The organism is Streptomyces sp. NPDC097640, assembly GCF_040302705.1.
In the GTDB taxonomy this organism is placed as follows: domain Bacteria; phylum Actinomycetota; class Actinomycetes; order Streptomycetales; family Streptomycetaceae; genus Streptomyces.
In genome coordinates this window covers 145,812-166,700 of record NZ_JBEOSB010000004.1, presented here as the reverse complement: position 1 = coordinate 166,700, position 20,889 = coordinate 145,812, and the positions used below count along the sequence as shown (strand labels likewise).

Sequence of the window (20,889 nt, the reverse complement as noted above, 5' to 3'; positions counted from 1 at the left end):
TCAGCCCCGGGTCAGCTTCTTGTACGAGGCGCGGTGCGGACGGGCCGCGTCCGGGCCGAGGCGCTCGATCTTGTTCTTCTCGTACGACTCGTAGTTGCCCTCGAACCAGAACCACTTGGACTCGCCCTCGTACGCGAGGATGTGCGTCGCGACGCGGTCGAGGAACCAGCGGTCGTGGGAGACGACCACGGCGCAGCCGGGGAACTCCAGCAGCGCGTTCTCCAGCGAGGAGAGGGTCTCCACGTCGAGGTCGTTGGTCGGCTCGTCGAGGAGCAGCAGGTTGCCGCCCTGCTTGAGGGTGAGCGCGAGGTTCAGGCGGTTGCGCTCACCGCCGGAGAGCACCCCGGCCGGCTTCTGCTGGTCCGGGCCCTTGAAGCCGAACGCGGACACATACGCGCGGGAGGGCATCTCGACCTGGCCGACGTTGATGTAGTCCAGCTCGTCCGAGACGACGGCCCACAGCGTCTTCTTGGGGTCGATGTTGGCGCGGCTCTGGTCGACATAGGAGATCTTGACGGTCTCGCCGACCTTGATGTTGCCCGCGTCCGGGGTCTCCAGTCCCTGGAGCATCTTGAACAGCGTGGTCTTGCCCGCGCCGTTGGGGCCGATGACGCCGACGATGCCGTTGCGCGGCAGCGTGAAGGAGAGGTCGTCGATGAGGACCTTCTCGCCGAACGCCTTGGAGAGGTTCTCCACCTCGACCACGACATTGCCCAGGCGCGGGCCCGGCGGGATCTGGATCTCCTCGAAGTCCAGCTTCCGGGTCTTCTCCGCCTCGGCGGCCATCTCCTCGTAACGGGCCAGTCGCGCCTTGGACTTGGCCTGGCGGCCCTTGGCGTTGGAGCGGACCCACTCCAGCTCTTCCTTGAGCCGCTTGGCGCGCTTGGCGTCCTTCTGGCCCTCGACCTTCAGCCGGGTCTGCTTGGTCTCCAGGTAGGTGGAGTAGTTGCCCTGGTAGCCGATGGCGCGGCCGCGGTCGAGCTCCAGGATCCACTCGGCGACGTTGTCCAGGAAGTACCGGTCGTGGGTGATGGCGACGACGGTGCCGGCGTACTTGGCGAGGTGCTGCTCCAGCCACTGCACGGACTCGGCGTCCAGGTGGTTGGTGGGCTCGTCGAGCAGCAGCAGGTCGGGCGCCTCGAGCAGCAGCTTGCACAGGGCGACGCGGCGCTTCTCACCACCAGAGAGGTTGGTGACCGGCCAGTCGCCGGGCGGGCAGCCGAGGGCGTCCATCGCCTGCTCGAGCTGGGCGTCCAGGTCCCAGGCGTTGGCGTGGTCCAGGTCCTCCTGGAGCTTGCCCATCTCCTCCAGCAGCGCGTCCGAGTAGTCGGTCGCCATCTGCTCGGCGATCTCGTTGAAGCGGTTCAGCTTCCCCTTGATCTCCGCCACACCGTCCTGGACGTTCTCCAGCACGGTCTTGGTCTCGTCCAGCGGGGGCTCCTGGAGCAGGATGCCGACGCTGTATCCGGGCGAGAGGAAGGCGTCCCCGTTGGACGGCTGCTCCAGACCGGCCATGATCTTCAGCACCGTCGACTTACCGGCGCCGTTGGGACCCACGACGCCGATCTTCGCGCCGGGCAGGAAGCTCAGCGTGACATCGTCGAGGATCACCTTGTCGCCGTGAGCCTTGCGCGTCTTGCGCATGGTGTAGATGTACTCAGCCAAGAGAAACCGTCCGGCAATCGTAGGTCTAAGTGCGGCCTTGCCACGTGGGTCACCGCGTGGGTCGCCGCGTGGGTCGGTACGCGGCTGCGCCGCGTCGTCAGATACACCCCATCTTGCCGTACGGCCAGCCCGAGGCGGAAACCCGTTCCTCAGAGTGGCCTGATCACCAGGTGGGGCGGCCCGCGCCCCACCTGGTGATGGTCGTCATGGGTCGTTGTTGGCCGTCATTGGCCGCCCTCGGACGGCCCACAGACGGCCCCGTGGTCGCACCGTCGCACACCGATCGGCGCACGATCACCGGTTGGCGGGCACCGGCGCCGGCGCGGTCGTCTCGTCCCGGAATCCGTGGTCCGCCGGGAGTGCGGGACGCTGCGCCAGCCATCCGGAAACACGCGGCCCGCCGTTGACCGCGCCGCCCTCGTGGACCGTACGAACGTGCTCGAAGCCCTGGCGCAGGTAATAGCGCTGGAGCCCTTCGTTCGTGGTCCACGCGTCCAGCCGGAGCCACTTGGCCGATGCCCTGTAGGCCCGATCCCCTGCCCAGTCCAGCAACCGGCCCCCGAGGTTCTGACCTGAATGCGTCCGAGCAACCGTCAGCTTGTTGACGAACATGGACGGCTCGCTCAGCTCCCCCTCAGTCCAGAGCCCTTCTTCCGCCTCTGGAGTGAGTGTGATGGTCGCCGCGGTCTGCTCTCCGTCGCGCACCATGAAGACGGTCCCCGCTTCGATGCTGGCGAGCAGCAGGTCACCCGGGTACGGGCGGCCCCATTGGTCTGTGCCGAGCTCGCTCAGCCACGATGCGGCTTCTTTGCGGAAGGCAATCAGCTTGGGCAGTTCGCTGGGCTGAGCAGGGACAATGATCACAGATCCTCGTTTCGGCCGGCCAGGTCGCCAATCTCGTAGTTCATGCGGTTCAGGTCTCCGCGGAACGTGGTGATGGTGCACCGAATGGGCTTCTCCTCGGAGTAGCCCGTACGCATCCAGAGCAGCACGGGGACCCCGGCGCCGATCTCCAGAAGTCGCGCTTCTTCAGGTGTCGGCATCCGGGTGGAGATCTCATCGAAGTACCCGAGCTGCTTGATCCCGTGGTCGGCGAGGTAGCGAGTAGTCCCCTCCGCGATGTCCCCAGGCTCTGCCAGTCTCGGCGCCTGCTCCACGAGCCAGCCCGGGTAGTACGTGGCCTGAGTGGACCATGGCGCGTCGTCTACGTACCGGTGGCAGAAGCGGAGCACCGCCTTTGTCCCCGCTTCGACCTTCAGCCGCGTCGCGACCTCTTCCGGCGCCGGAAGCATCTCGACGCGGAAGGTCTGGTGTGGCCGACGGCCCGCATTCGTCACGTCGGTGCGGTACGCGTCGCCGTTCTGCGGGAAGCTCAGGTTCTCGAACCGAGACGCGTTGAGCTCGAACACTTCGTGTGAGCGAACCTCGTATCCCAGTCCCTGACTGGATGAGATCAGCCCCTCGGTAACCAGCAGGTTCAACCCCGCCCGAACCGTGTTGCGAGACGCGTCAAAGCGCGCTGACAGCTCGCTCTCCGACGGTAGCCGCGCCCCCGGCGGGTAGCTGCCACCAGCGATTTCGCGACGAAGCGCGTCGGCCACCTGCCGGTACTTCGGCTGTTTGTTCATGACCCCATCATGACGCACTCGCTGAACTTGTTGGTACATGTGAGCCCCAATCTCTTGACGCCATGGAGTTCCCCGGTGCAGCATCTACTCATGCAACTTGTTCAAACAAGTTGCGCAGGAGGTCCAACTAGTTCAAGTGTGCCCTCCTGTACTGACAGCGCCCGGAAGCCCTTCACGAGGGGGTGAAAGGAAGCGTTTGTTCCTTGAGAACTGAACAGTGGACCGAGGATCTACCGCCTGTCCTCAGCTCAGTGATGAGCCAAGAAGGCGGCCCGCGCGGAGCAAGGCCCGCGCACTCCTCGACCTTTCCGCCGCGCTGTCCGCGGCGGCCGGTTGCCTCCTCCGTCCGTCCGGGCCGCCATGAGCGGTGCCGTACGGGCGGGGTTGAGGGGAGCCGGATGGTCCGGCCCGTTCGATGAGGGAGTTGCTCATGGCCCGTCTGGTCATTGGTTTCGGCGATGACGGCGAGTTCCGCAACGACATTCAGGACCAGGCCAGCGAGATCACGATCGTGACCGCCGCCCCGGGCGGGGTGGTCACGGTCGCCGAGACCCACCGCATCACCCCGCCCGAGGACAGCGACTGACCCTGACCCATCCCACGAAACGGCGCGGCCCCGGTGCTGGAACACCGGGGCCGCTGTCGGGCCGTTCACCCTGGAAGGAACCACGACCCATGAAGCACATCGGTGCACTTCAGACAGGCGTTACCGCCAACCTGTCCGACCGCGAGCCGTCGGCCGCCGAGCTGGACGCGATCGAGCTTGAGATGCCGCTAATCACGGCTGAGGTCGACTTGCTGGATGTCGTCATCATGACACTCGACCGGCCGGTGTCCGAGTTGGACGAGCGCCGGATCCGCCGGGCCCGCCGCCGGGTGCTGGCCGCCCGCCGGGAGCTCTCGAACCGCGCCGCCACGGTGGGCACGTCGGGGGTGGGAGCGTGAGCACCCTGGACGCCAACCTCACCGCCGCGCACGCCGAGGTGAAGGCGGAAATCGCCCGGACCGACAGCAAGACCGGGCTGCTGCTCGCTTTCGTCGGCGCGCTGCTGGCCGGTGTGTGGACCGTCGCTCGCGACGCACGCGTTCCCGCCGCCGCCTACGTGGTCGGCAGCGCGGGTGTAGCTGTGCTGGTCGCTGCCGCGGCGCTGCTGCTGCGGGCGGTGCGGCCGAACCTGGGCGGGGCCAACCCGATGGGTTTCCCGCTGTGGGCGACGCTCACGGCCGAGCAAATCCGGGCCGAGCGCGCTGAGGATCGGCGCGAGCAGGACATCGCAAACCTCTCGCGTATCGCGGTCGCCAAGTTCGCCAACCTGCGTCGCGCGGTCGATCTGACCTGCGTGGCCGGTGTGCTGCTGATCACCGCGGCCGGTATCGCGGTGGGGGGTGCGCTGTGAGCGAGCCCATCACCCCCAAGACGGCCCCCGCTGAGACGGACGCGGTTACGGCGCTGCTGCGGGCCGTGCATCACGCGCTGGACCTGCCCCTGCCGGACATCACCGACGAGGACGAGCGGGAACACCGCGCGCTGCTGATCAGCCGGGCGACCGATGCGCGGGTCGTCCTGGCCGGTGTCCTGGAGCAGGACCACGACGTAGCGAGGGCTGCCGAGCGCCTGCGTTGGTGGATCGCCGACGACCCGGTCACCTACACCCCCTGGAAGGACAAGGGGGCCCCGGCATGAGCCGCACGGCGAAGGGGGCCCTTGTTCTCGCTCTGGTGGGCGTGGTCGGGATGGCGTTCCGGGTGTCATGGAACGCGCTGCGGGACATCGCCGCGGCGACCGGTGCCGACCCGACGGCCGCACGGTTGTACGCGTTCGTGGTCGACGGTCTGATGGCCCTGGCGCTGATCGCCACGCTGGTGCTGGTCGGCCGCGACCGGAAATTCGCGCTGCGGGTGCTGGCCGCCTACACGACCGCCTCACTGGTCCTGAACTACGTTCACGGACTGGTGCCCGAGCTTCATAGCGGTTCGGTCGATGCCGGTCGGCTGACCGACTTGGGCAAGGTCGGTTGGGTCCTGGTGCTGCTCGCCACGTCGCTTCCGGTCGGCTCGATCTACTTCGGGTCCGATCTGGTCGCCAAGGTGCTCCACCACCGACCAGAGCCGACCATAAATGCGGAGAAAACGGCAGAGATCAACAGCAATCGGTCTATGTCTGACCTGGGAGAGTCGGCCGACGAGCCGCCTGCCCCGGTCGCCGACCCGGAGCCCCTTCCGGCCCTGGAACCGGCCGACCAGCCTGCTCCGACCGGACCCGACCGGTCGGAGCCGGTCACCGTGCCGGTTGCGGCTGAGTCGCCCCGGTCCCGTCGGGCGACCGGTCGGGTCCCCGACTCTGCCCGGACCACCCGACCCAAGCGCACCCCCGCCGAACTCCTCGACGAGGCACGGTCGGTCACGGCCGACTGGACCGACGAGGAACTGACCGCCGACCGCATCCGCAAAGCGGTCCACACGTCGGCGGAGAAGGCGCGCGGTCTGCGGGACACGCTGCGGGCCGAGCGCGCCGAGCAGTCCGGGCCGGACGACGCCGTTACCGATTCTCGTCAGCCTGACACAGCGGCGGTGGGTGCCTGATGTCCCCCGCGTTCGGCAAGTGCTACGACCCGACCGGCGCCACCTGGGGCCTGCCCACCTACCCGTGGCAACTGGCCCCGGACGGGCTCGCCACGAGGCGGCAGTTACGGGCCCGCGGGCTCCGTCCGGGCGGCCAGCCGATAACGGCTCAGATCATGCGGCGCTCCCGCCGCCGGAAGTCCGGCGCGCAGGTCGCCTACCTCTACCGCATCAACCAGGCCAAGCAGGTCCGTCCGATGACCGCGGCCCGGTGGGTGGCGCTGGACAAGGCCATGACCGCCCGCCGCACCTGCCCCCAGTGCCTCACGGACGCGGGTTACTGCATCCCCACGTCGCTGGGGGTGTGCGTGCCCTGCGCCTACCCCGACAACTCCATGGAGGTGGCCGCATGAACGAGCCCCTGCCCTACCGCCCGCCCGGCGAGCCGGTCACCGACTGGCCCGCCCTCGACCCCTACGGCCCCGCCGCGCAGCCGCTGAGCGGGGCCGTGGAGCTTGCGGCCGACCGTGGCCCGGTCGTCTACGTCCCGGGCGCGCACGGCGGGTTCGTGGCCGTGCGGCGGGAGGACCTGCCCACCATCCACGTGCCCGACCCCACGCCCGCCCCGGCCGGTGTCGACCCGCACGCGCAGCGGCTCGCCGCGAAGGGGGTGTTCGCCGCGGGGGCCGGTGTCGGGGCGTACTTCGCCGCCGGGGCCGTCGCCATCGCCCTGGACTCCCTCGTCCAGGCCCTCATCGCCGCGGCCGTCGCCGCCGGAGTCGCCATCGCGACCCCCGGCCGGCGCGGCGGGGGCGACACCTACATCACCCACCACCACGTCACGAACCGGTGGTGGGGCAAGTCCAGCACCACCATCCGCAACCGCTGACCAGGAAAGAGGCCACCGAAGTGACTGACATCTACCGCTCCTACACCTCGGCCGAGAAGCGCAAGCGCGCCTTCCTGGTGCTGCGTGGCGCCAAGCAGGCTCTCGCCGACGCCGTCGACCCGAAGCTCGACCGGCAGATCGACCGCATCGACGCCCGCGCCGCCGAGCGCGGACAGCTGGAGGCCGCGGCCCTGCACCGCCAGGACGACAAGGCCAAGGCCGAGCTCGCCGCCGCCCGTGCGGCCGAGCGCGCCGCGCCGCGCGAAGACCGCGCCGCCGCCCGTGAGGCCCGTAAGACGGCCGAGAAGCGGGCGCGGGCCACCGAGCAGGCGATCCGCCGCGCCGGTCTCTGAGCACGCCCCGGGGCGGCCGTACCCGGCCAAGGACACCGGCCGCCCCGGGCCCACCCACCCGCTTTCAGCCTCAGGCAGGAGGAACCCCATCATGACTCAGGCCCCCGATATGGGAAGCCTGCACAACCTCGACGAACACCGCGCCGCCAAGGAAGCCGCAACCGCCGCGGCTCCGGTGACGCTGGTCAAGCCCACCCCCGCCCCCGAGGAGACCGTGCCGGCCGAACCGGCCCCCGCCCCGGCGGGGGAGGCCGTTGACCGGCCGGACAACCCGCTCGCCGACTGGCTGACCGTCCCCGACGCCCCGATGCTGCCGGTGTGGGCGCGTTCGCGCGCGTCGGTCCTGGCCAACGTCACCGCGCTGGGCCGCCTCACGTGGTGGCACACCCGCTACCACGGCATCCGTTCCCCCAAGTACCTGATGAAGGCCGTGCTGCTGGCCGCGCGCGGCTTCTACCGGGCCTGCGTCGGCCTGTGGCCGACCCTGTCCGCCCAGGACCACACCGCCGCCGTGCGCGCGCTCAAGGCGCAGAGCAAGGTACGCCCAGAAGACGTCGAACTTGCCGTGCGGCTCCAAGCCGCGCACGCCGATCGGACCCGCACCCGCCGCTGGCGGTTCGGCGCCGCCGCGATCGCGGTGACCACGGCCGTGGTCGGCTTCACCATCGCACCCCCGCTGGTGCAGGTCGGGATGGCCGCGGCCGTCGGCACACCTCTGGCCTACCTCGGCCGCGGCAAAGAGACCCACCTGCTCGACCAGGCGGCGCCGCCGATCCGGGTGGACATGTCCGCGCAGCAGCTCAACGACGCGCTTCGGGCCGCTGGCCTCCTCAAAAGCGGCAAGGAAGGCCAGGACGCGCCGAAGGTCTCTTGCTCGATGGGTCCGGTCCGCGATGGCCGCGGCTGGGCCGTGATCTTCGACCTCCCACGTGGGGGCGGCAAGACAGCCTCGGATGTGCTGGCCAAGCGCGAGGTCATCGCGCAAGAACTCGGCGTGGACGAGATCCAGGTCATCATGTCCCGTGTCCGCGCCGCCAAGGGCGGCAATGCGGGCCGGGTGTCGATGTGGGTCGCCGATGATGACCCCTACCTGGGCACCCCGAACCCTTCCCCGCTGGAGAAGGCCGAGCAGTTCTCCATCTGGGACCCGATCCCCTTCGGCCAGGACGCCCGCGGCACCCGCGTGGCCATTCCGGTGATGTGGCAGTCGATGTTCTTCGGCGGCCTGCCCCGGCGCGGCAAGACGTTCTCCCAGCGGCTGCTCACCGCGGCCGGGCTGCTCGACGCCTACGTGCGGCACTACGTCGCCGACGGCAAGGGCGGCGCGGACTGGATGCCCATGAAGGCCGTCGCGCACCGGCTCGTCATGGGCGCCGAAGACGACGCCATCGACGCGCTCAAGGCGATGCTCGCCGAGCTGCTGGCCGAGATGGAACGCCGGTTCGCGCTCCTGCGTGACCTGCCCACCTCCGTATGCCCGGAGGGCAAGCTCACCCCGGACATCGTCGCCAAGTACAACCTGCCGGTCATCTTCGTGACGATCGATGAGCTTCAGGAGTACTTCACCGCGATGGAGAAGGACGACCGGGAGCAGGTCATCAACGACCTGTGCCGCATCGCCCGCCGCGGCCCGGCCGCCGGATTCATCTCCAACTTCGCATCCCAGCGCCCCGACGCCGAATCGGTGCCGCCGAAGCTGCGGGAGATCATCACCATCCGCTACTCGACCCAGGTCGTGGACCGCACCAGCAGTGACATGGTCCTCGGCAAGGGCAAGGCCGCCCAAGGCGCGGACGCCTCCGTGTTGTCCGAGGAACACAAGGGTGTCGGCGTACTGGTCACCGGCCCGGCCTCCTACGTCACCGTGCGCGCGGACTACCTCGACGGGCCCACCTTCGCCGCCCTGTGCCGCAGGGGCCGCGCGCTGCGGGAGGCCGCCGGACAGCTCACCGGGGACGCGGCCGGGGACGTGACGGCCGCCGCGGACGCCGCCGGGGTTACCGTGCCTCCGATCGTCTCCGATGTCCTGGAGGTCATGCGGCACTCCCCGCGCATGTTCACCACCGACCTGCTGGCCGCCCTGGTCAACCTCGACGAGGACACCTACGGCGACTTCAACGCCGAACGCCTCGCCGCCGAGCTGGAGACCGCCGGAGTCAAGCGCACCAGCAAGCAAGTCAAGATCTCGGGTGCCAACGGCGCCGGGTACCAGCGGCGCGACATCGAAGACGCCGTACCCGCCGAAATCCTCCTCGGCACCACCGGGTAAAGGGGTCCCCCTCTACCCGTCCCCGGCCCAGACCCCTCCCGCGCCCCGGTTCGGCCGATCTTCACCGGTCGCCGGGGTAGCGGGGGCCCTTTACCCCGGTAGAGGGGGAGGTAAAGGGCTCTGACCTGCAAGGTAACGGGGGTAAAGGGGGGCGTGCGGCCCCCTGTCACACCCCTCCACAGCCAGGAAAACGACGAGCGGCCCCCTCTCACGCCAATGAAGCGGGGCCGCCCTCGTCCAGCAATCCCATCAGAGAACTGGAGACCTCCAGCATGACCCAACCTGCCGTCATTCGGCGAGACCTTCCCGCCCTGTCGCCCGTGCGGACCGCGCTGGAGCTGGCCGCGGCCGGTCTGCCGGTGCTGCCCCTAAGGGGCAAGGTCCCGTTCGGGAACTGCCGCGCGTGTGCCGGCCAGCCGCCCGCATGCGGCGGGCGGCCGAACATGAAGACCCCCGGCCCCTGCACCTGCCCTGATGTCTGCCACGCGTGGGCCGCCGCCACCACCGACCCGTCCGTCATCGCCTCGCCCGCGTGGGCGTCGGCGTGGCGGGAGGCCGTGACCGTCGCCTACCACCCCGGCGGCGCCGGGCTGACCGTCGTGGACCTCGACGACACCGCCGCCATCGCATGGGCGCGTCAGACCCTGCCGCCCACCCGGATTGTGCCCACCACCCGTGGGGAGCACTGGATCTACCTGGGTGCGATGCGCTCGGTGAACGGCGTCCGTGACGGCGTCGACATCAAGTCCACGATGGCCTACGCGCGGTGGCTCGGTCCCGGCATCGGCACCATGACGGCCTTGCCGGACATCGTGCGCGCGCTGGCTGTGAAGGAACCCGCGACGGTCCGGGCGGCCCCGCAGGCCATCACCGTGCCCGCATGGGCTGGAGAAGGGGTGTGCCCTCACCGCACGCCCACCTACCTGGACCGTGGCATCGCCATGGCCGAGCAGCGCATCACCGACGCCCGCAGCGCGGTCCACACCACCGTCTACCGGACCTTCCTCGCCGTGCTCTCCACCCACGGCCGGTGCGGCTGCCTCACCGAGGCCCACATCGCGCGACTGTTCACCGCCGCTCAGACCAAGGGCGAATCCCCCCGGCACTGCATCGACGCATGGACCAACGCCCGCGCCAAGTTGGGACTGTGACCATGTCCGACGACGAGAAGAACCCCGCCCGCGAGGTCATCACCAACTACGCGCAGTCCCACTTCCGGTACTTCCGCACCGCCGACGGGACCGTGTACGCGCAGAAGAACGGCCACCCTGTGGCCCGCCCGATCCGCTCCCAGGGCACCACGGGAAGCCACCGCCAGGAACTCATGGTCGGCCTGTTCAAGGACGGGATCGGCGTGTTCAACGGGACCGCGCTCAAGGAGGCATTGGACTTGATCGAAGCCCTCGCGCTGACCGAGGACGTGCAGCCCGTCCACATCCGCGTCGCCCCCGGACTCGACGGAGCGACATGGCTGGACCTGGGCCGCAGTGACGGGCAGTCCGTCCGCATCCACCCCACCGGCTGGGACATCGCCATCCCCGACCCGCGCGAGGTGTGCTGGCGGCGCACACAGCTCACTGGGGAACTGCCCCTGCCAGCCAAGGACACCAATGGCAAGGGCATCGATCTGCTGCTGCGGCTGTGCAACTTCGCCAACGCGGAAACCGAATGCCTGGCTGTGGCCTGGCTGATTGGCTGCCTCGGGCCGTCGGTACCGGTCCCAGCTCCCTTTCTCACTGGACCGCAGGGAGCAGGCAAGTCCACCGGGGGGCGGATGCTCGTGCGGATCATCGAGGGCATGAGCGGGGATCTGCGCCGGGCTCCGAAGGACGAGGAGAATCTGATTGCGGCGGTGGCGGCCGGTTGGGTCACCGCTCTGGACAACCTCTCGCACATGACCCCGGACCTGTCCGACGCCATGTGCTGCATCGTCACGGGCGCCGAGAACGTCAAGCGTGCTCTCTTTACCGACGGGGACGTGTTCCGCGCTCGCTACCGCCGCCCCCTGCTCCTGACCGGCATCGACGTGGGAGTCATCCGGCCCGACCTCGCGGAACGGCTCCTGCCCCTGCGGCTGGAGCGGCCCCGCGTCCGGCGCACCGAGGCGGAACTATGGGCGGAGTACGCGGAGGTTCTGCCCGTCGTTCTCGGCTCGCTCCTGGACCTCACGGTCAAGGTCCGCGCCGCCGAGGCAGAGACCCCCACCGACCTGCGCATGGCCGACTTCGCCCACCTGTGCGCGCAGCTCGACTCGGCCACCGGCCTCGGAGCGCTCACCGCCTACCGGGCCAGCCTGGATGACCTCAACGACGACGTGATCGAGGGTGACCTCCTCGCGCAGACCGTCCTCATGCACGCCGACACCATCGAGCCGGGCGCGGCGCAGCGGATGACCTCCACCGAGTGGCTGCACTGCCTCAGTCGCCTCTACAGCGGCGACGAACAGCGGCCCCTGCCCAAGGGCTGGCCGACCACGGGAAAGGTCCTCTCCGACCGTCTCAAGCGCCTCCAGCCGACGCTTGCCGCCCGTGGCGTCCTCATCGACTCGGGACGCACCAGCGAAGGCCGCTACCTCGAAATGACCCGCCAACCGGCCCCGCCCCCACACCAGCAGAAGCCGATGTTCTGACCCGCGACCGCGGTCGCTCCGGACAAGCAAGAAGAGCACGGGGGCACCGAGGGGGGGGAGCCCGTGCTCCTCTTGCTGTTCGGCGAACGCCGCCCGATAGTCGCGCCGCGCAGCGGCTCCTTCTTCACGCTGTGAGGCGCACCGCACCACAACAGACACCCCCTCTTTTGTCCTAAGAGGGAAGACGCTGCGTCATCTGCGTCATGCGGACGGAAAAACGGCCTCTGACCTGCGGCTACAGGCATGACGCAGACGGCGGCCTCTGCGTCATCCTGCGTCATCTGCGTCACCCAATGACGCAGCCCATGACGCACCGATGACGCACACCCAAACCGCTGCGTCACACAAAACCGCAGATCAGAAGCCTGAATGACGCTGATGACGCAATGACGCAGAAATCCGCACCTCGGACAGACCCTGCCCGCGCCGCCGTAAGCCCCTGCCCCTCCATAGGCACGCTGGCACCCGCCGCCCAGGAGACGCCCATGGCAACACCGCCGATCACCGACACCCTGCGCTCAGGACTCCCGGACCGCTACCTCACCCCCGACGACATCGCGGATCTCTTCGAAGTGCCCCTGGAAACCGTCTATCAGTGGCGCAAGAAGCGCATCGGCCCTCCCGGCTTCCGCATCGGCAAGTACGTCCGCTACGACCCCGCCGACATACGCCGCTACGTCCGGGAGCGCAAAGCCGTCGACATGGCCGCCTGACAGCAGACAACCAAGCCCAGCACGACACCCGCGGGGCGGGGCCACACGGCCCCGCCCCGCTCCGATCTGCCCGAGAAGGGACCACAGCCTCAATGGCAGGCCACATTCAAGACCGCTGGTACAAGACCGAGCCCGGCCCGAACGGCAAGCCCGTCAAGGTCAAGACCGACCGCCACGGCACCGGCATGCGCTACCGCGCCCGCTACATCGGCCCCGACGGCACCGAGAAGTCCAAGAGCTTCCCCGACCGACAGAAGCGCCTCGCCGAGCAGTGGCTGACGCACATCGAGGCCGACATGTCACGCGGGCAGTACATCGACCCGACCGCCGGCCGAATCACCTTCCGGCAGTACGCCGAGAAGTGGCTTGCTGCCCTGACAACGGATCTCACCAGCCGCGCGGCGGTCGAAGGACGCATCCGGCTGCACGCGCTGCCGCACCTCGGCAACCGCCCCGTCGGATCGTTCCAGGCCGAGCACATTCGCGACTGGATCAGCCAGCTCGAAGAGACCGTTCAAGCCCCGGCGTACCGACGCCACATCTTCGAGGTTGTGTCCTCCGTACTGAACGCGGCCGTTGACGACAAGCTGTTGACCTCCAATCCCTGCCGAGCGCGGTCCGTCAAGGCTCCGCGTGCGCTGCCGACGCGGGTGCACCCCTGGACGGCAGAGCAGTTGTTCGCGGTCCGCGCTGGGCTCCCAGAGCGCTACCGCGCGATGGCCGATGTCGGCGGCGGGTGCGGGTTGCGGCAGGGGGAGATCTTCGGTCTCGCCATCGACAACATCGGGGACCTCGGTTGGCTGTACGTACGCCAGCAGGTCAAGAAGGTTCGCGGGACGCTGGTCTTCGCTCCACCCAAGCGTGGCAAGCTACGGGACGTGCCGCTCGACCACGAGGTGTCGGCAGCACTGGCGGAGCACATGAAGGCGTTCCCGCCCGTGGAGGTGTCCCTGCCATGGATCACGCCGACCGGCCCCAAGGTCACCAAGCGGCTCGTCTTCACGGCATCGGCGGGCACTGCTCTGTGGAGCAACGCGTTCAACGCGCAGGCATGGAAACCGGCGTTGGCGTCCGCTGGGATCATCCCGAGGCCGGAGAGAGGCCAGCGGTACGCGGTCGCGCGCGAGCACGGGATGCATGCGCTGAGGCACTTCTACGCCTCGGTGCTGCTGGACGCCGGGGAGAACATCAAGGCACTGAGTCTGTACCTGGGACACAGTGATCCAGGCTTCACGCTGCGGGTGTACACGCACCTCATGCCGAGCAGCGAGACGCGGACGCGAGCAGCCATCAGCGCCATGTACAAGACGGCCGGTCAAATCCATGACGGCCCACAGACGGCCCAAGCAGCCTGAGACGGCCCCTCACTGGCGAGAAACATACTGGTGAGGGGCCATTTTGACCTCAACTCCGGCAAGTAACACCCCATCTTGCCGTACGCCAAGCGCGCGACGGAAACCCGTTACCCCCTCTGCCCGGGTCCGGCCTCGTTCCTGCCTCATGGCTGTCACATAACGGCCACATATCAACCGCATGCCGGGCCCTCGCGTCGGCCGCGCACGCGAAAGGGCCGGAGCCTCTTTACGAGGCCCCGGCCCTTTCAGCGATTACTGCGGGTCAACGATCACTCACCCGCGGGAGCCGCCTTCTTCTTGCGGACGAAGAAGACCGCGCCGCCACCGATCACGACAAGCGCCACGGCGACGCCGGCGATGATCGGGGTGTTGCTGCTGGAGCCGGTCTCGGCGAGGTCGCCGCCGCTGCTGTCGGCGCTGCCGCCGCCGGCCGAGGCCGGGCTCGGCTGGGAGGACGGGGTCTTGTCACCGCTGCCGCCGCCGGTGCTCGCGGTCTTGCAGTCCAGCACGCCGGAGAAGGTCTTCTCGAAGCCGTTCGGACCGGTGATCGTGAACTTGTAGGCCTGGTCCTCCTTCACCGGGGCGGTGATGGTCTGGGACTTGCCGGCCTCGATGGTGTGCTTCTCGCCGAGGAGCTCGAAGGTGAACGCCTCGTCGCCCTTGTTCGTCGCGGTGATGTCCACGCCGCCCTTGGCGCAGTTCTTCTCGGCGGACAGCGCCGGGATCGGGCCCTTCTTCGCCCAGTCCGCGGTGGCGGTGGCGGAGACGGTGGACTCGCTGGAGCCGGCCAGGATCTGGGTCTGGCTCTTGGTGGCGCTGGCGAACGCGCGGCCGACCGGGACCTTGGTGGCGGCCTGGGCGGTCAGCGAGGCGCTGCCGTCGGCGGCACCGGCCGGCACGTCGAAGTACAGCTCGCTGCCGTCGGCGGCGCTGGTGACCGTCTTGCCGTCCTTGTCGACGACCTTGACGCCGGAGGCGGCGGTGTCACCCGGGGTGACCGTGACACTGTCCGCGTTGGTGTGGACCTTGACCGGGCCCAGGCGCTCACCGGACTTGCCGGAGACCGCGGGCGGGTCCAGGGTCAGCGAGGCCTTGGGCTCCTCGAGGCTCTGCGCGTTCTTCTCGAGGTAGTCGGCCAGCTTCTGGGCCGCGGGGTCGACCGCGTCGACGTCGGCGCCGTCCGAGAAGCGCCAGATGGCGACCTGGGTGCCGGCGGCCGCGGTCTTCTCCGTCAGGGGGCCGGAGCCCGCCTTGGCGGCAAGCGCGGAGAGGTCGTTGACCTGCGGGTAGGAGTTCTGGAGAACCCAGTTGATCTTGCCCGCTTCGGTGTTGTGCGCCAGCGATGTGGCGCTCCAGGGCTTCTCCTCGTACTTCGCCTTGCTCTGCGTCGGGTTGTGGAGGTCGATGCAGTACGTCTGGATGGTGCCGCCGTTGTCGACCGCCATCTCGAACAGACCGGCGCCGACCCGCTGGTCCTTGCCGTCCTCGTGGATGACCGCCCTGTCGAAGGTCTTGAGACCGCTCAGCGTGGCGGTCGCACCGCCCTGGCTCGGGGGCGCGTCGTCCGCGACTGCGGCACCGGCCGTGACTATCGCGCCCGCCGCGACCAGGCCGGAGGCCAGGAGCGCGGCGGCAAGGCGGGCAGAGCCCCGCCCCTTTACAGAAATCATGGTTTCCCCTCCGGGCGAGCGCCAATCTGTGGGTGCGCCTCGCCAGCGAACTCAAAACTCAGGAGCCCCCGTTGGCATCAGGGATCCTAGGGAGAACCCTCGTCCCGTTCCCCAGGAATACCAAGGGCCAACCAATCCGAATCGAAATCGTTATCTCATCACACCACCCCACCTGACCTGGCTTTATCGACAAATCGCCGGGAATCACGGGGGTGTTGCCCCAGTCGGTGCGTTTAAAAGAGGTTTAGCCCGCGAGACTCTGCGAAACGCGGATGTGCCCCGCGCCAGGTCGTGTCCGACCGCCATCGCGTCGACATCCGCGGTGATCCACCGCCTGGACCCGCCGCCGTCTTCCCCCGGTCGACCCCCCGGTCGATCCGACGGCCGGTCCGACCACTGGTCCGACCGCTGGTCCGGAAGCCGCTCTCCCGTCCGCTCCCGCACCCGCAACGTGCCGTGCACGACCAGCGGTTCGCCGAGCGAGACCGACGCCGCCACATTGGCCGCGAGCCCCCGCCAGGCCCAGACCGTGTAGAAGCTCGTGTACGCGTCCGTCCACGCTTCCCGCGCCCGCTCCCAGCGCCGCGCCGTCACCGCCAGCCGGAACCGGGCCACCGCGACACCGGCCGCCGTCTCCCGATAGTCCGGCCGCGTCGCGGCATTGCCCACCACCGTCAGCCAGGTCTCGTTCAACCGCGCCGCCTCCCCGTTCACTTCACCGCGCCCGCGTCCGTCCCCTTCCGGGTTCATGCTGCACGCGATCGCCGAAGTCCGCCGGGGCCTGTGGGCTACTCCCCGGTTGTGGACAACTCGGCCCCCCGGCCGGGTGAACCGATCCCGCCCGCGGCGACGCCACCCGCCGCGATCACGTACTGCTTGCGCACCTCCCGGTAGCGCGACAGCTCCGCCGCCACCGGCTCCAGCACCCGCGCCCGCCCGCACTCCGCGGCCGCCTCCCGAAGCCGTCGCTCCGCCGCCTGCCCGTACCGCCGCGCGGGCCCCCGAGCCGCGAGACCGCACGCCCAGGCCAGCGCCTGCCCGCACGCCACGGCCGCCACAACCACCACGGCCGGCAGCGCGGCCACCCACCACGCCGGAGCGCCGAGCGCCCCCGCGGCCACCGCCACCAGGCCCACCAGTCCCAGCAGTTGCACCCCCGCCAGCGCGAGCTGCGCCGTCGCGGCCACCGACCACCACACAGGCCGGGACAGCCGCCGCTCCGCCGTCGCGGCCACCGCCCCGTCCACCGCGTCCGGCAGCCCCTTGCCGCCCCAGGCCGCCGCCTCCCGTACGGCCTGCGCCCAGGGCGCGGGCAGCCCCGCGGTCGCCTCGTCCGCCAGGTTCCGTACCGCCTCCTCCACCGCGGGCCGGGCGGTGACCGCGGCCACCGCCGCCGCCTTCGCCCGCGCGCCCGGGATGTCCAGCGCGGTCCCGGCCCGTCCCCCGGACCGTCCTCCGGCCGCGCCCTGGCCCTCCTCCGCCTCCGCGTCCCGCTCCCACGACCACACCGCCCCCGCCCGCCTCAGCTGCCTCAGCCGCCCCCAGGGCGTGCCGCACGCCCACCGCGCGTCCCGCAGCCAGGCGCGCTCCGCCGCCTGCCCGGCCGCCACCGCCCCCGCCGCGTCCGCCAGCCGCTCCTCGAACTCCGTCCGGGCCCGCGCCGAGAAGCCGACCGGCGCCCCGTCCGCCACATACTGCGGACGCAGCCGCTCCATCGCGCCGTCCACGTCCGCCGCCAGCCGCCGCTCCGCCGCTCCGCACTCGGCGGCGAGCCGGCCCAACGCCTCCCTCAGCTCCCCGACGCCCGAGCCGGTCAGCGCGGACAGCGCGAGCACGGTCGCCCCCGGTTCCCCGTGCTCGCCGAGCGCGAGCCCGTCCTCGTCCAGCAGCCGCCGCAGGTCGTCCAGCACCTGGTCGGCGGCGTCGCCCGGCAGCCGGTCCACCTGGTTGAGCACCACAAAGGTCACCTCGGCGTATCCGGCCAGCGGCCGCAGATAGCGCTCGTGCAGCACCGCGTCCGCGTACTTCTCCGGATCCACCACCCACACCACCGCGTCGACCAGCCCGAGCAGCCGGTCCACCCGCTCGCGGTGTCCCGCCGCCGCCGAGTCGTGGTCGGGCAGATCGAGCAGCACCAGCCCGCGCAGCGTGGGGTCGTACGGATAGGCGGGGCGGCGGCGGTCCCGGTGCGGGATGTCCAGCCGGTCGAGCAGGCCGTCGGCGTGGTCGGTCCAGGCGCACGCGAGGGGCGCGGCGGTCGTGGGGCGGCGGATCCCGGCCTCGGACAGATACGCCCCGGCCAGGGCGTTGAAGAGCGTGGACTTGCCGCTTCCGGTGGCCCCGGCGAGGGCCACGACGGTGTGTCCGAGCGGATGCCGCCCGCGCGCGACGGCCTCGTCGAGCACCCGTCCCGCCTCGCCGAGCGTGCGCCCGTCCAGCCGGGTGCGGGACAGCCCGACCAGCTCGCGCAGCGCGTCCAGGCGCGGCCGCAGAGCGCCGGTGACGAAGCCGCGCCCGCCGGGCTCGTACGCCGGCGCGTACGGCTCGCGCGCGCCGCCACCACCACCGAGGCCGCCTGCCCCGCCCTGGCCGTATCCCCCTCCCTGGCCGTATCCCCCGCCCTGCCCCTCGCCGTGTCCCGGCCCATGCCCTTGGCCCTGAGGCCCGTGCCCATGAGGCCCGCCGTACGCCGCACCACCACCGCCGTACGCCGCCTCCCGCCCCGGCGCGACCGCCTCCGCTTCCGGCTCCGCCGCGGCCGGCGTTCCGGGCCGCCGGCCCCGCGTCCGCCGGGCGATCAGACCGTCGTCCCACGTCTGCCTGGCGGCGCTCTCCTGGGAGGGCGCGCCTTCAGGCCCGGACGTCGCAGTGGCCGTCACCACCGTCACCTCTCCTTCTGTAGTACGGACAGCGCGGCGATCATCCGGACCTGGTGGTCCGGGGTCACGTTGAGGGCGTCGAGCGGGGCCAGCCGCCGGTCCCGCTCCGCCGCCAGCACCCGGCCGACGCACTCGTCGAGCAGCCGGCGGCCCCGGTCGCGCAGGCGCAGCGCCCCGTGCGCGCCCAGCGTCTCGGCCAGCCGCTCGCCCGCCGTACGGGTGCGGCGCCCGCCGATCAGGGACGCCACGAGCAGCGCGGCCGCCTCGTCCGGGGCGCAGCCGGCGCCGCCTTCGGCGGCCCGTGCGGCCACCTCCTCCTCGGCGAGCTCCTCGACGCAGCGCCGCCAGTGCCGTACGGCCACGCCGATCCGCTCCCCGGCACCGCGCGCGTCGCACGGCGCGAGCCCGGCGCGCGCGGCGGGTTCGCGCCGCCCGACGTCCCCGACCCGCTCGTCGGCGGCTGCCGTGGCGCTGCGCAGCAGGGTGGCGAGGGACTCGGCGAGGGCGGTGAGGAGTTCTTCGGGCGTGCTGTCGTACGGGCGGCCGTGCCAGTGGGTGAGCGCGCCCCCCGCGAGCGCCGTCCCGCCGGCCAGCTCGCGCCGCACCCGCTCGGCCGCCTCCCCGTACGCGCCCTCGACGTGCTGCACCAGCCGCACCGCCGCCGCGTGCTGGGCGGCCGCCGCCCCGGCCAGCGCGGGCATCCGGGCGCGGAGCGAGGCGATCACCCCGACGGCGGTCCGCTCGGCCGCGGCCTGGCGGGCGCCGGGGTCCTGGGCGTGCCGGGTGAGCCAGTCGCGCAGCGCCGCGACGGCCGTGCCGGGCAGCAGCCCGCTGCCGCCGCCCGCGGACTCGGGGAGCTCGGGGATGGTGAAGCGGGGCACGTCCCCCAGCCCGGCCGCCGTGAGCAGCGCCGCGTACTGGTGGGAGACCTCCGCGGCGACCTGGTGGGGCACCCGGTCCAGCACGGTGACGAGGGTGACGTCGTACTCCTTTGCGGTGCGCAGCAGATGCCAGGGCACCGCGTCCGCGTAGCGGGTGGCGGTGGTCACCAGTACCCAGATGTCGGCGGCGCAGATCAGCTCGGCGGCGAGGTCGCGGTTGCGGGCGACGAGGGAGTCGATGTCCGGCGCGTCCAGCAGCGCGAGCCCGCGCGCGAGCCCGGGGTCGGTCTCGACCCGCAGCCCCCCCGCGGTCCGCGCCGCCCTGTCGGCCCCCTCGTACGACGCCCCTTCGCCCAACGCCCCCTCACACGACGCCGCTTCATATGCCGCGCCTTCGTACGCCCCCTCGTACGCCTCCTCCTCGTACCCGCCGTCGGCCCGCTCGCCCTGCGCCGGCACCCACACCCGGGTCAACTGCGGCAGCACCCGCTGGCCGGCGAACCACTGGCGGTCCTCCGGATGGCAGACGAGCACCGGCGTGCGCGTGGTCGGGCGCAGCACTCCGGCCTCGGTGACGCGGCGGCCGACCAGCGAGTTGACGAGCGTTGACTTCCCGGCGCCGGTGGATCCGCCGATGACCGCCAGCAAGGGCGCTTGGGGGGCACGCAGCCGGGGCACCAGGTAGTCATCCAGTTGGGCGAGCAATTCGGCTCGGCCGCGGCGAGCGCGGTCGGCGCCGGGGAGGGGGAGCGGAAACCGTGCGGCATCAACGCGATCGCGCAGTGCGGTCAGTGCGTCGAGCAGTCGGGGCCGTACGTCCAAGATCGCCACGGGTGAAGAATGCCCGTTTTTGATCTCTTTTTGAAGCGTATGCTCACTCGTGCGCGTCAAACAGACCCACCCGGATTACCTCAGATTGGGCAAGGGGCGGGCGTGGCGACTGGGGCTCGGGCATAACGAGTAGACAACACCCGCACTCTGAGGCGTGAAAAACGATGCGGGATTCGCACCTGCCTGCGATTATCAAACCGCTTCACCGAACCTCCACAACGTGCCACGGAGGTGAAGCAACCGGGGCGAGGCGCAGAGAGCCCTATCCTTGTCCCCGGCAAGGTCACGGATCCGCCGAGCCCGGCCACCGGCACCACGGCCCCGCACCGTCGGAACCGCAGGCACCCGGGGGCTCAGCAGTTGCGTGACAAGCGTCCGGCCCCCGTAGCTCAGTGGATAGAGCAGGTGCCTTCTAAGCACTTGGCCGCAGGTTCGAGTCCTGCCGGGGGCGCCCTTCACCGCCTCCTCTACGCCCGTAGAGGGAGTGTGTCAGTGAAAAAGCCCCGGCGCGGCGTGTAGAGCCGGATGGCCGACTCCCGCGCGTGCGGCGGCCAGGTCATGCCTA

At 70.7% G+C, this 20,889-nt stretch carries 20 protein-coding genes and 1 tRNA gene; 14 read left to right on the top strand and 7 right to left on the bottom strand.

The genetic code is table 11. From position 1 onward, the window contains the following. From ettA to ABTY62_RS07250, 3 genes are all read right to left on the bottom strand, one after another. Complete coding sequence (gene ettA, locus ABTY62_RS07260; protein WP_311722387.1) at positions 1–1,665, bottom strand: energy-dependent translational throttle protein EttA; 1,665 nt, start codon at positions 1,663–1,665, stop codon at positions 1–3. 294 nt (positions 1,666–1,959) lie between these two features. Next, positions 1,960–2,529, bottom strand: a complete 570-nt coding sequence (locus ABTY62_RS07255; protein ID WP_352128413.1) for a GNAT family N-acetyltransferase — start codon at positions 2,527–2,529, stop codon at positions 1,960–1,962. After that, complete coding sequence (locus tag ABTY62_RS07250; RefSeq protein WP_352128412.1) at positions 2,526–3,293, bottom strand: GntR family transcriptional regulator; 768 nt, start codon at positions 3,291–3,293, stop codon at positions 2,526–2,528. The genes ABTY62_RS07255 and ABTY62_RS07250 overlap by 4 nt, the downstream gene beginning before the upstream one ends. Positions 3,294–3,723: 430 nt before the next feature. On the opposite strand from ABTY62_RS07250, the gene ABTY62_RS07245 reads away from it, so the two are divergent. The 13 genes from ABTY62_RS07245 (at position 3,724) to ABTY62_RS07185 (ending at position 14,063) form a co-directional block, all read left to right on the top strand. Then, positions 3,724–3,879 carry a hypothetical protein gene (locus ABTY62_RS07245; protein WP_352128411.1) on the top strand — a complete coding sequence of 52 codons (156 nt, stop codon included), beginning with the start codon at positions 3,724–3,726 and terminating at the stop codon, positions 3,877–3,879. A gap of 89 nt (positions 3,880–3,968) precedes the next feature. Then, complete coding sequence (locus ABTY62_RS07240) at positions 3,969–4,238, top strand: DUF6284 family protein (protein WP_352128410.1); 270 nt, start codon at positions 3,969–3,971, stop codon at positions 4,236–4,238. Beyond that, on the top strand, positions 4,235–4,690 hold the full coding sequence (locus tag ABTY62_RS07235; protein WP_352128409.1) for a Pycsar system effector family protein: 456 nt from the start codon (positions 4,235–4,237) through the stop codon (positions 4,688–4,690). Before ABTY62_RS07240 ends, ABTY62_RS07235 begins: the two co-directional genes overlap by 4 nt. Continuing rightward, positions 4,687–4,977 carry a hypothetical protein gene (locus tag ABTY62_RS07230; protein ID WP_352128408.1) on the top strand — a complete coding sequence of 97 codons (291 nt, stop codon included), beginning with the start codon at positions 4,687–4,689 and terminating at the stop codon, positions 4,975–4,977. Before ABTY62_RS07235 ends, ABTY62_RS07230 begins: the two co-directional genes overlap by 4 nt. Next, positions 4,974–5,876, top strand: a complete 903-nt coding sequence (locus ABTY62_RS07225; RefSeq protein ID WP_352128407.1) for a DUF2637 domain-containing protein — start codon at positions 4,974–4,976, stop codon at positions 5,874–5,876. Before ABTY62_RS07230 ends, ABTY62_RS07225 begins: the two co-directional genes overlap by 4 nt. Further along, the gene (locus ABTY62_RS07220; RefSeq protein WP_352128406.1) at positions 5,876–6,268 is read left to right on the top strand and encodes an RRQRL motif-containing zinc-binding protein; all 393 of its coding nucleotides are present in this window, start codon (positions 5,876–5,878) and stop codon (positions 6,266–6,268) included. The genes ABTY62_RS07225 and ABTY62_RS07220 overlap by 1 nt, the downstream gene beginning before the upstream one ends. Next, positions 6,265–6,744 carry a hypothetical protein gene (locus tag ABTY62_RS07215; protein ID WP_352128405.1) on the top strand — a complete coding sequence of 160 codons (480 nt, stop codon included), beginning with the start codon at positions 6,265–6,267 and terminating at the stop codon, positions 6,742–6,744. The genes ABTY62_RS07220 and ABTY62_RS07215 overlap by 4 nt, the downstream gene beginning before the upstream one ends. Before the next feature lie 20 nt (positions 6,745–6,764). After that, entirely contained in the window at positions 6,765–7,097 is a 333-nt protein-coding gene (locus ABTY62_RS07210) for a hypothetical protein (protein WP_352128404.1), read from the top strand. Between the two features lie 91 nt (positions 7,098–7,188). Further along, positions 7,189–9,366, top strand: a complete 2,178-nt coding sequence (locus ABTY62_RS07205; RefSeq protein ID WP_352128403.1) for an FtsK/SpoIIIE domain-containing protein — start codon at positions 7,189–7,191, stop codon at positions 9,364–9,366. Positions 9,367–9,638: 272 nt separating this feature from the next. Then, the gene (locus tag ABTY62_RS07200) at positions 9,639–10,517 is read left to right on the top strand and encodes a bifunctional DNA primase/polymerase (RefSeq protein ID WP_352128402.1); all 879 of its coding nucleotides are present in this window, start codon (positions 9,639–9,641) and stop codon (positions 10,515–10,517) included. 2 nt (positions 10,518–10,519) lie between these two features. After that, positions 10,520–11,995: an AICE element replication initiation protein gene (locus tag ABTY62_RS07195; RefSeq protein WP_352128401.1), complete on the top strand. Its 1,476-nt coding sequence runs from the start codon at positions 10,520–10,522 to the stop codon at positions 11,993–11,995. A gap of 485 nt (positions 11,996–12,480) precedes the next feature. After that, positions 12,481–12,708, top strand: a complete 228-nt coding sequence (locus tag ABTY62_RS07190) for a helix-turn-helix domain-containing protein (RefSeq protein WP_352128400.1) — start codon at positions 12,481–12,483, stop codon at positions 12,706–12,708. Positions 12,709–12,800: 92 nt separating this feature from the next. Continuing rightward, positions 12,801–14,063 carry a tyrosine-type recombinase/integrase gene (locus ABTY62_RS07185; RefSeq protein WP_352128399.1) on the top strand — a complete coding sequence of 421 codons (1,263 nt, stop codon included), beginning with the start codon at positions 12,801–12,803 and terminating at the stop codon, positions 14,061–14,063. A 269-nt stretch (positions 14,064–14,332) separates the two neighbouring features. Here the strand turns inward: ABTY62_RS07185 and ABTY62_RS07180 are convergent, their stop codons facing one another. The 4 genes from ABTY62_RS07180 to ABTY62_RS07165 form a co-directional block, all read right to left on the bottom strand. After that, positions 14,333–15,733, bottom strand: a complete 1,401-nt coding sequence (locus tag ABTY62_RS07180; protein WP_352128398.1) for a Cys-Gln thioester bond-forming surface protein — start codon at positions 15,731–15,733, stop codon at positions 14,333–14,335. Between the two features lie 204 nt (positions 15,734–15,937). Continuing rightward, entirely contained in the window at positions 15,938–16,426 is a 489-nt protein-coding gene (locus ABTY62_RS07175; protein ID WP_352128397.1) for a single-stranded DNA-binding protein, read from the bottom strand. Positions 16,427–16,521: 95 nt separating this feature from the next. Then, positions 16,522–18,621 (bottom strand): GTPase, encoded by a 2,100-nt coding sequence (locus ABTY62_RS07170; RefSeq protein ID WP_352128396.1) that lies wholly within the window; start codon positions 18,619–18,621, stop codon positions 16,522–16,524. Next, positions 18,618–20,315: a dynamin family protein gene (locus ABTY62_RS07165; protein ID WP_352128646.1), complete on the bottom strand. Its 1,698-nt coding sequence runs from the start codon at positions 20,313–20,315 to the stop codon at positions 18,618–18,620. The genes ABTY62_RS07170 and ABTY62_RS07165 overlap by 4 nt, the downstream gene beginning before the upstream one ends. A gap of 387 nt (positions 20,316–20,702) precedes the next feature. On the opposite strand from ABTY62_RS07165, the gene ABTY62_RS07160 reads away from it, so the two are divergent. Then, positions 20,703–20,775: transfer RNA gene (locus ABTY62_RS07160), tRNA-Arg, on the top strand. Positions 20,776–20,889 lie beyond the last annotated feature (114 nt).

Bases quoted from the DNA above. Each gene is read 5' to 3' on its own strand.
- ABTY62_RS07200 (WP_352128402.1), top strand. From the start codon at position 9,639: ATGACCCAACCTGCCGTCATTCGGCGAGACCTTCCCGCCCTGTCGCCC.
- ABTY62_RS07250 (WP_352128412.1), bottom strand. From the start codon at position 3,293: ATGAACAAACAGCCGAAGTACCGGCAGGTGGCCGACGCGCTTCGTCGC.
- ABTY62_RS07215 (WP_352128405.1), top strand. From the start codon at position 6,265: ATGAACGAGCCCCTGCCCTACCGCCCGCCCGGCGAGCCGGTCACCGAC.
- ABTY62_RS07245 (WP_352128411.1), top strand. From the start codon at position 3,724: ATGGCCCGTCTGGTCATTGGTTTCGGCGATGACGGCGAGTTCCGCAAC.
- ABTY62_RS07225 (WP_352128407.1), top strand. From the start codon at position 4,974: ATGAGCCGCACGGCGAAGGGGGCCCTTGTTCTCGCTCTGGTGGGCGTG.
- ABTY62_RS07185 (WP_352128399.1), top strand. From the start codon at position 12,801: ATGGCAGGCCACATTCAAGACCGCTGGTACAAGACCGAGCCCGGCCCG.
- ABTY62_RS07220 (WP_352128406.1), top strand. From the start codon at position 5,876: ATGTCCCCCGCGTTCGGCAAGTGCTACGACCCGACCGGCGCCACCTGG.
- ABTY62_RS07195 (WP_352128401.1), top strand. From the start codon at position 10,520: ATGTCCGACGACGAGAAGAACCCCGCCCGCGAGGTCATCACCAACTAC.
- ABTY62_RS07180 (WP_352128398.1), bottom strand. From the start codon at position 15,733: ATGATTTCTGTAAAGGGGCGGGGCTCTGCCCGCCTTGCCGCCGCGCTC.
- ABTY62_RS07205 (WP_352128403.1), top strand. From the start codon at position 7,189: ATGACTCAGGCCCCCGATATGGGAAGCCTGCACAACCTCGACGAACAC.
- ABTY62_RS07190 (WP_352128400.1), top strand. From the start codon at position 12,481: ATGGCAACACCGCCGATCACCGACACCCTGCGCTCAGGACTCCCGGAC.
- ABTY62_RS07240 (WP_352128410.1), top strand. From the start codon at position 3,969: ATGAAGCACATCGGTGCACTTCAGACAGGCGTTACCGCCAACCTGTCC.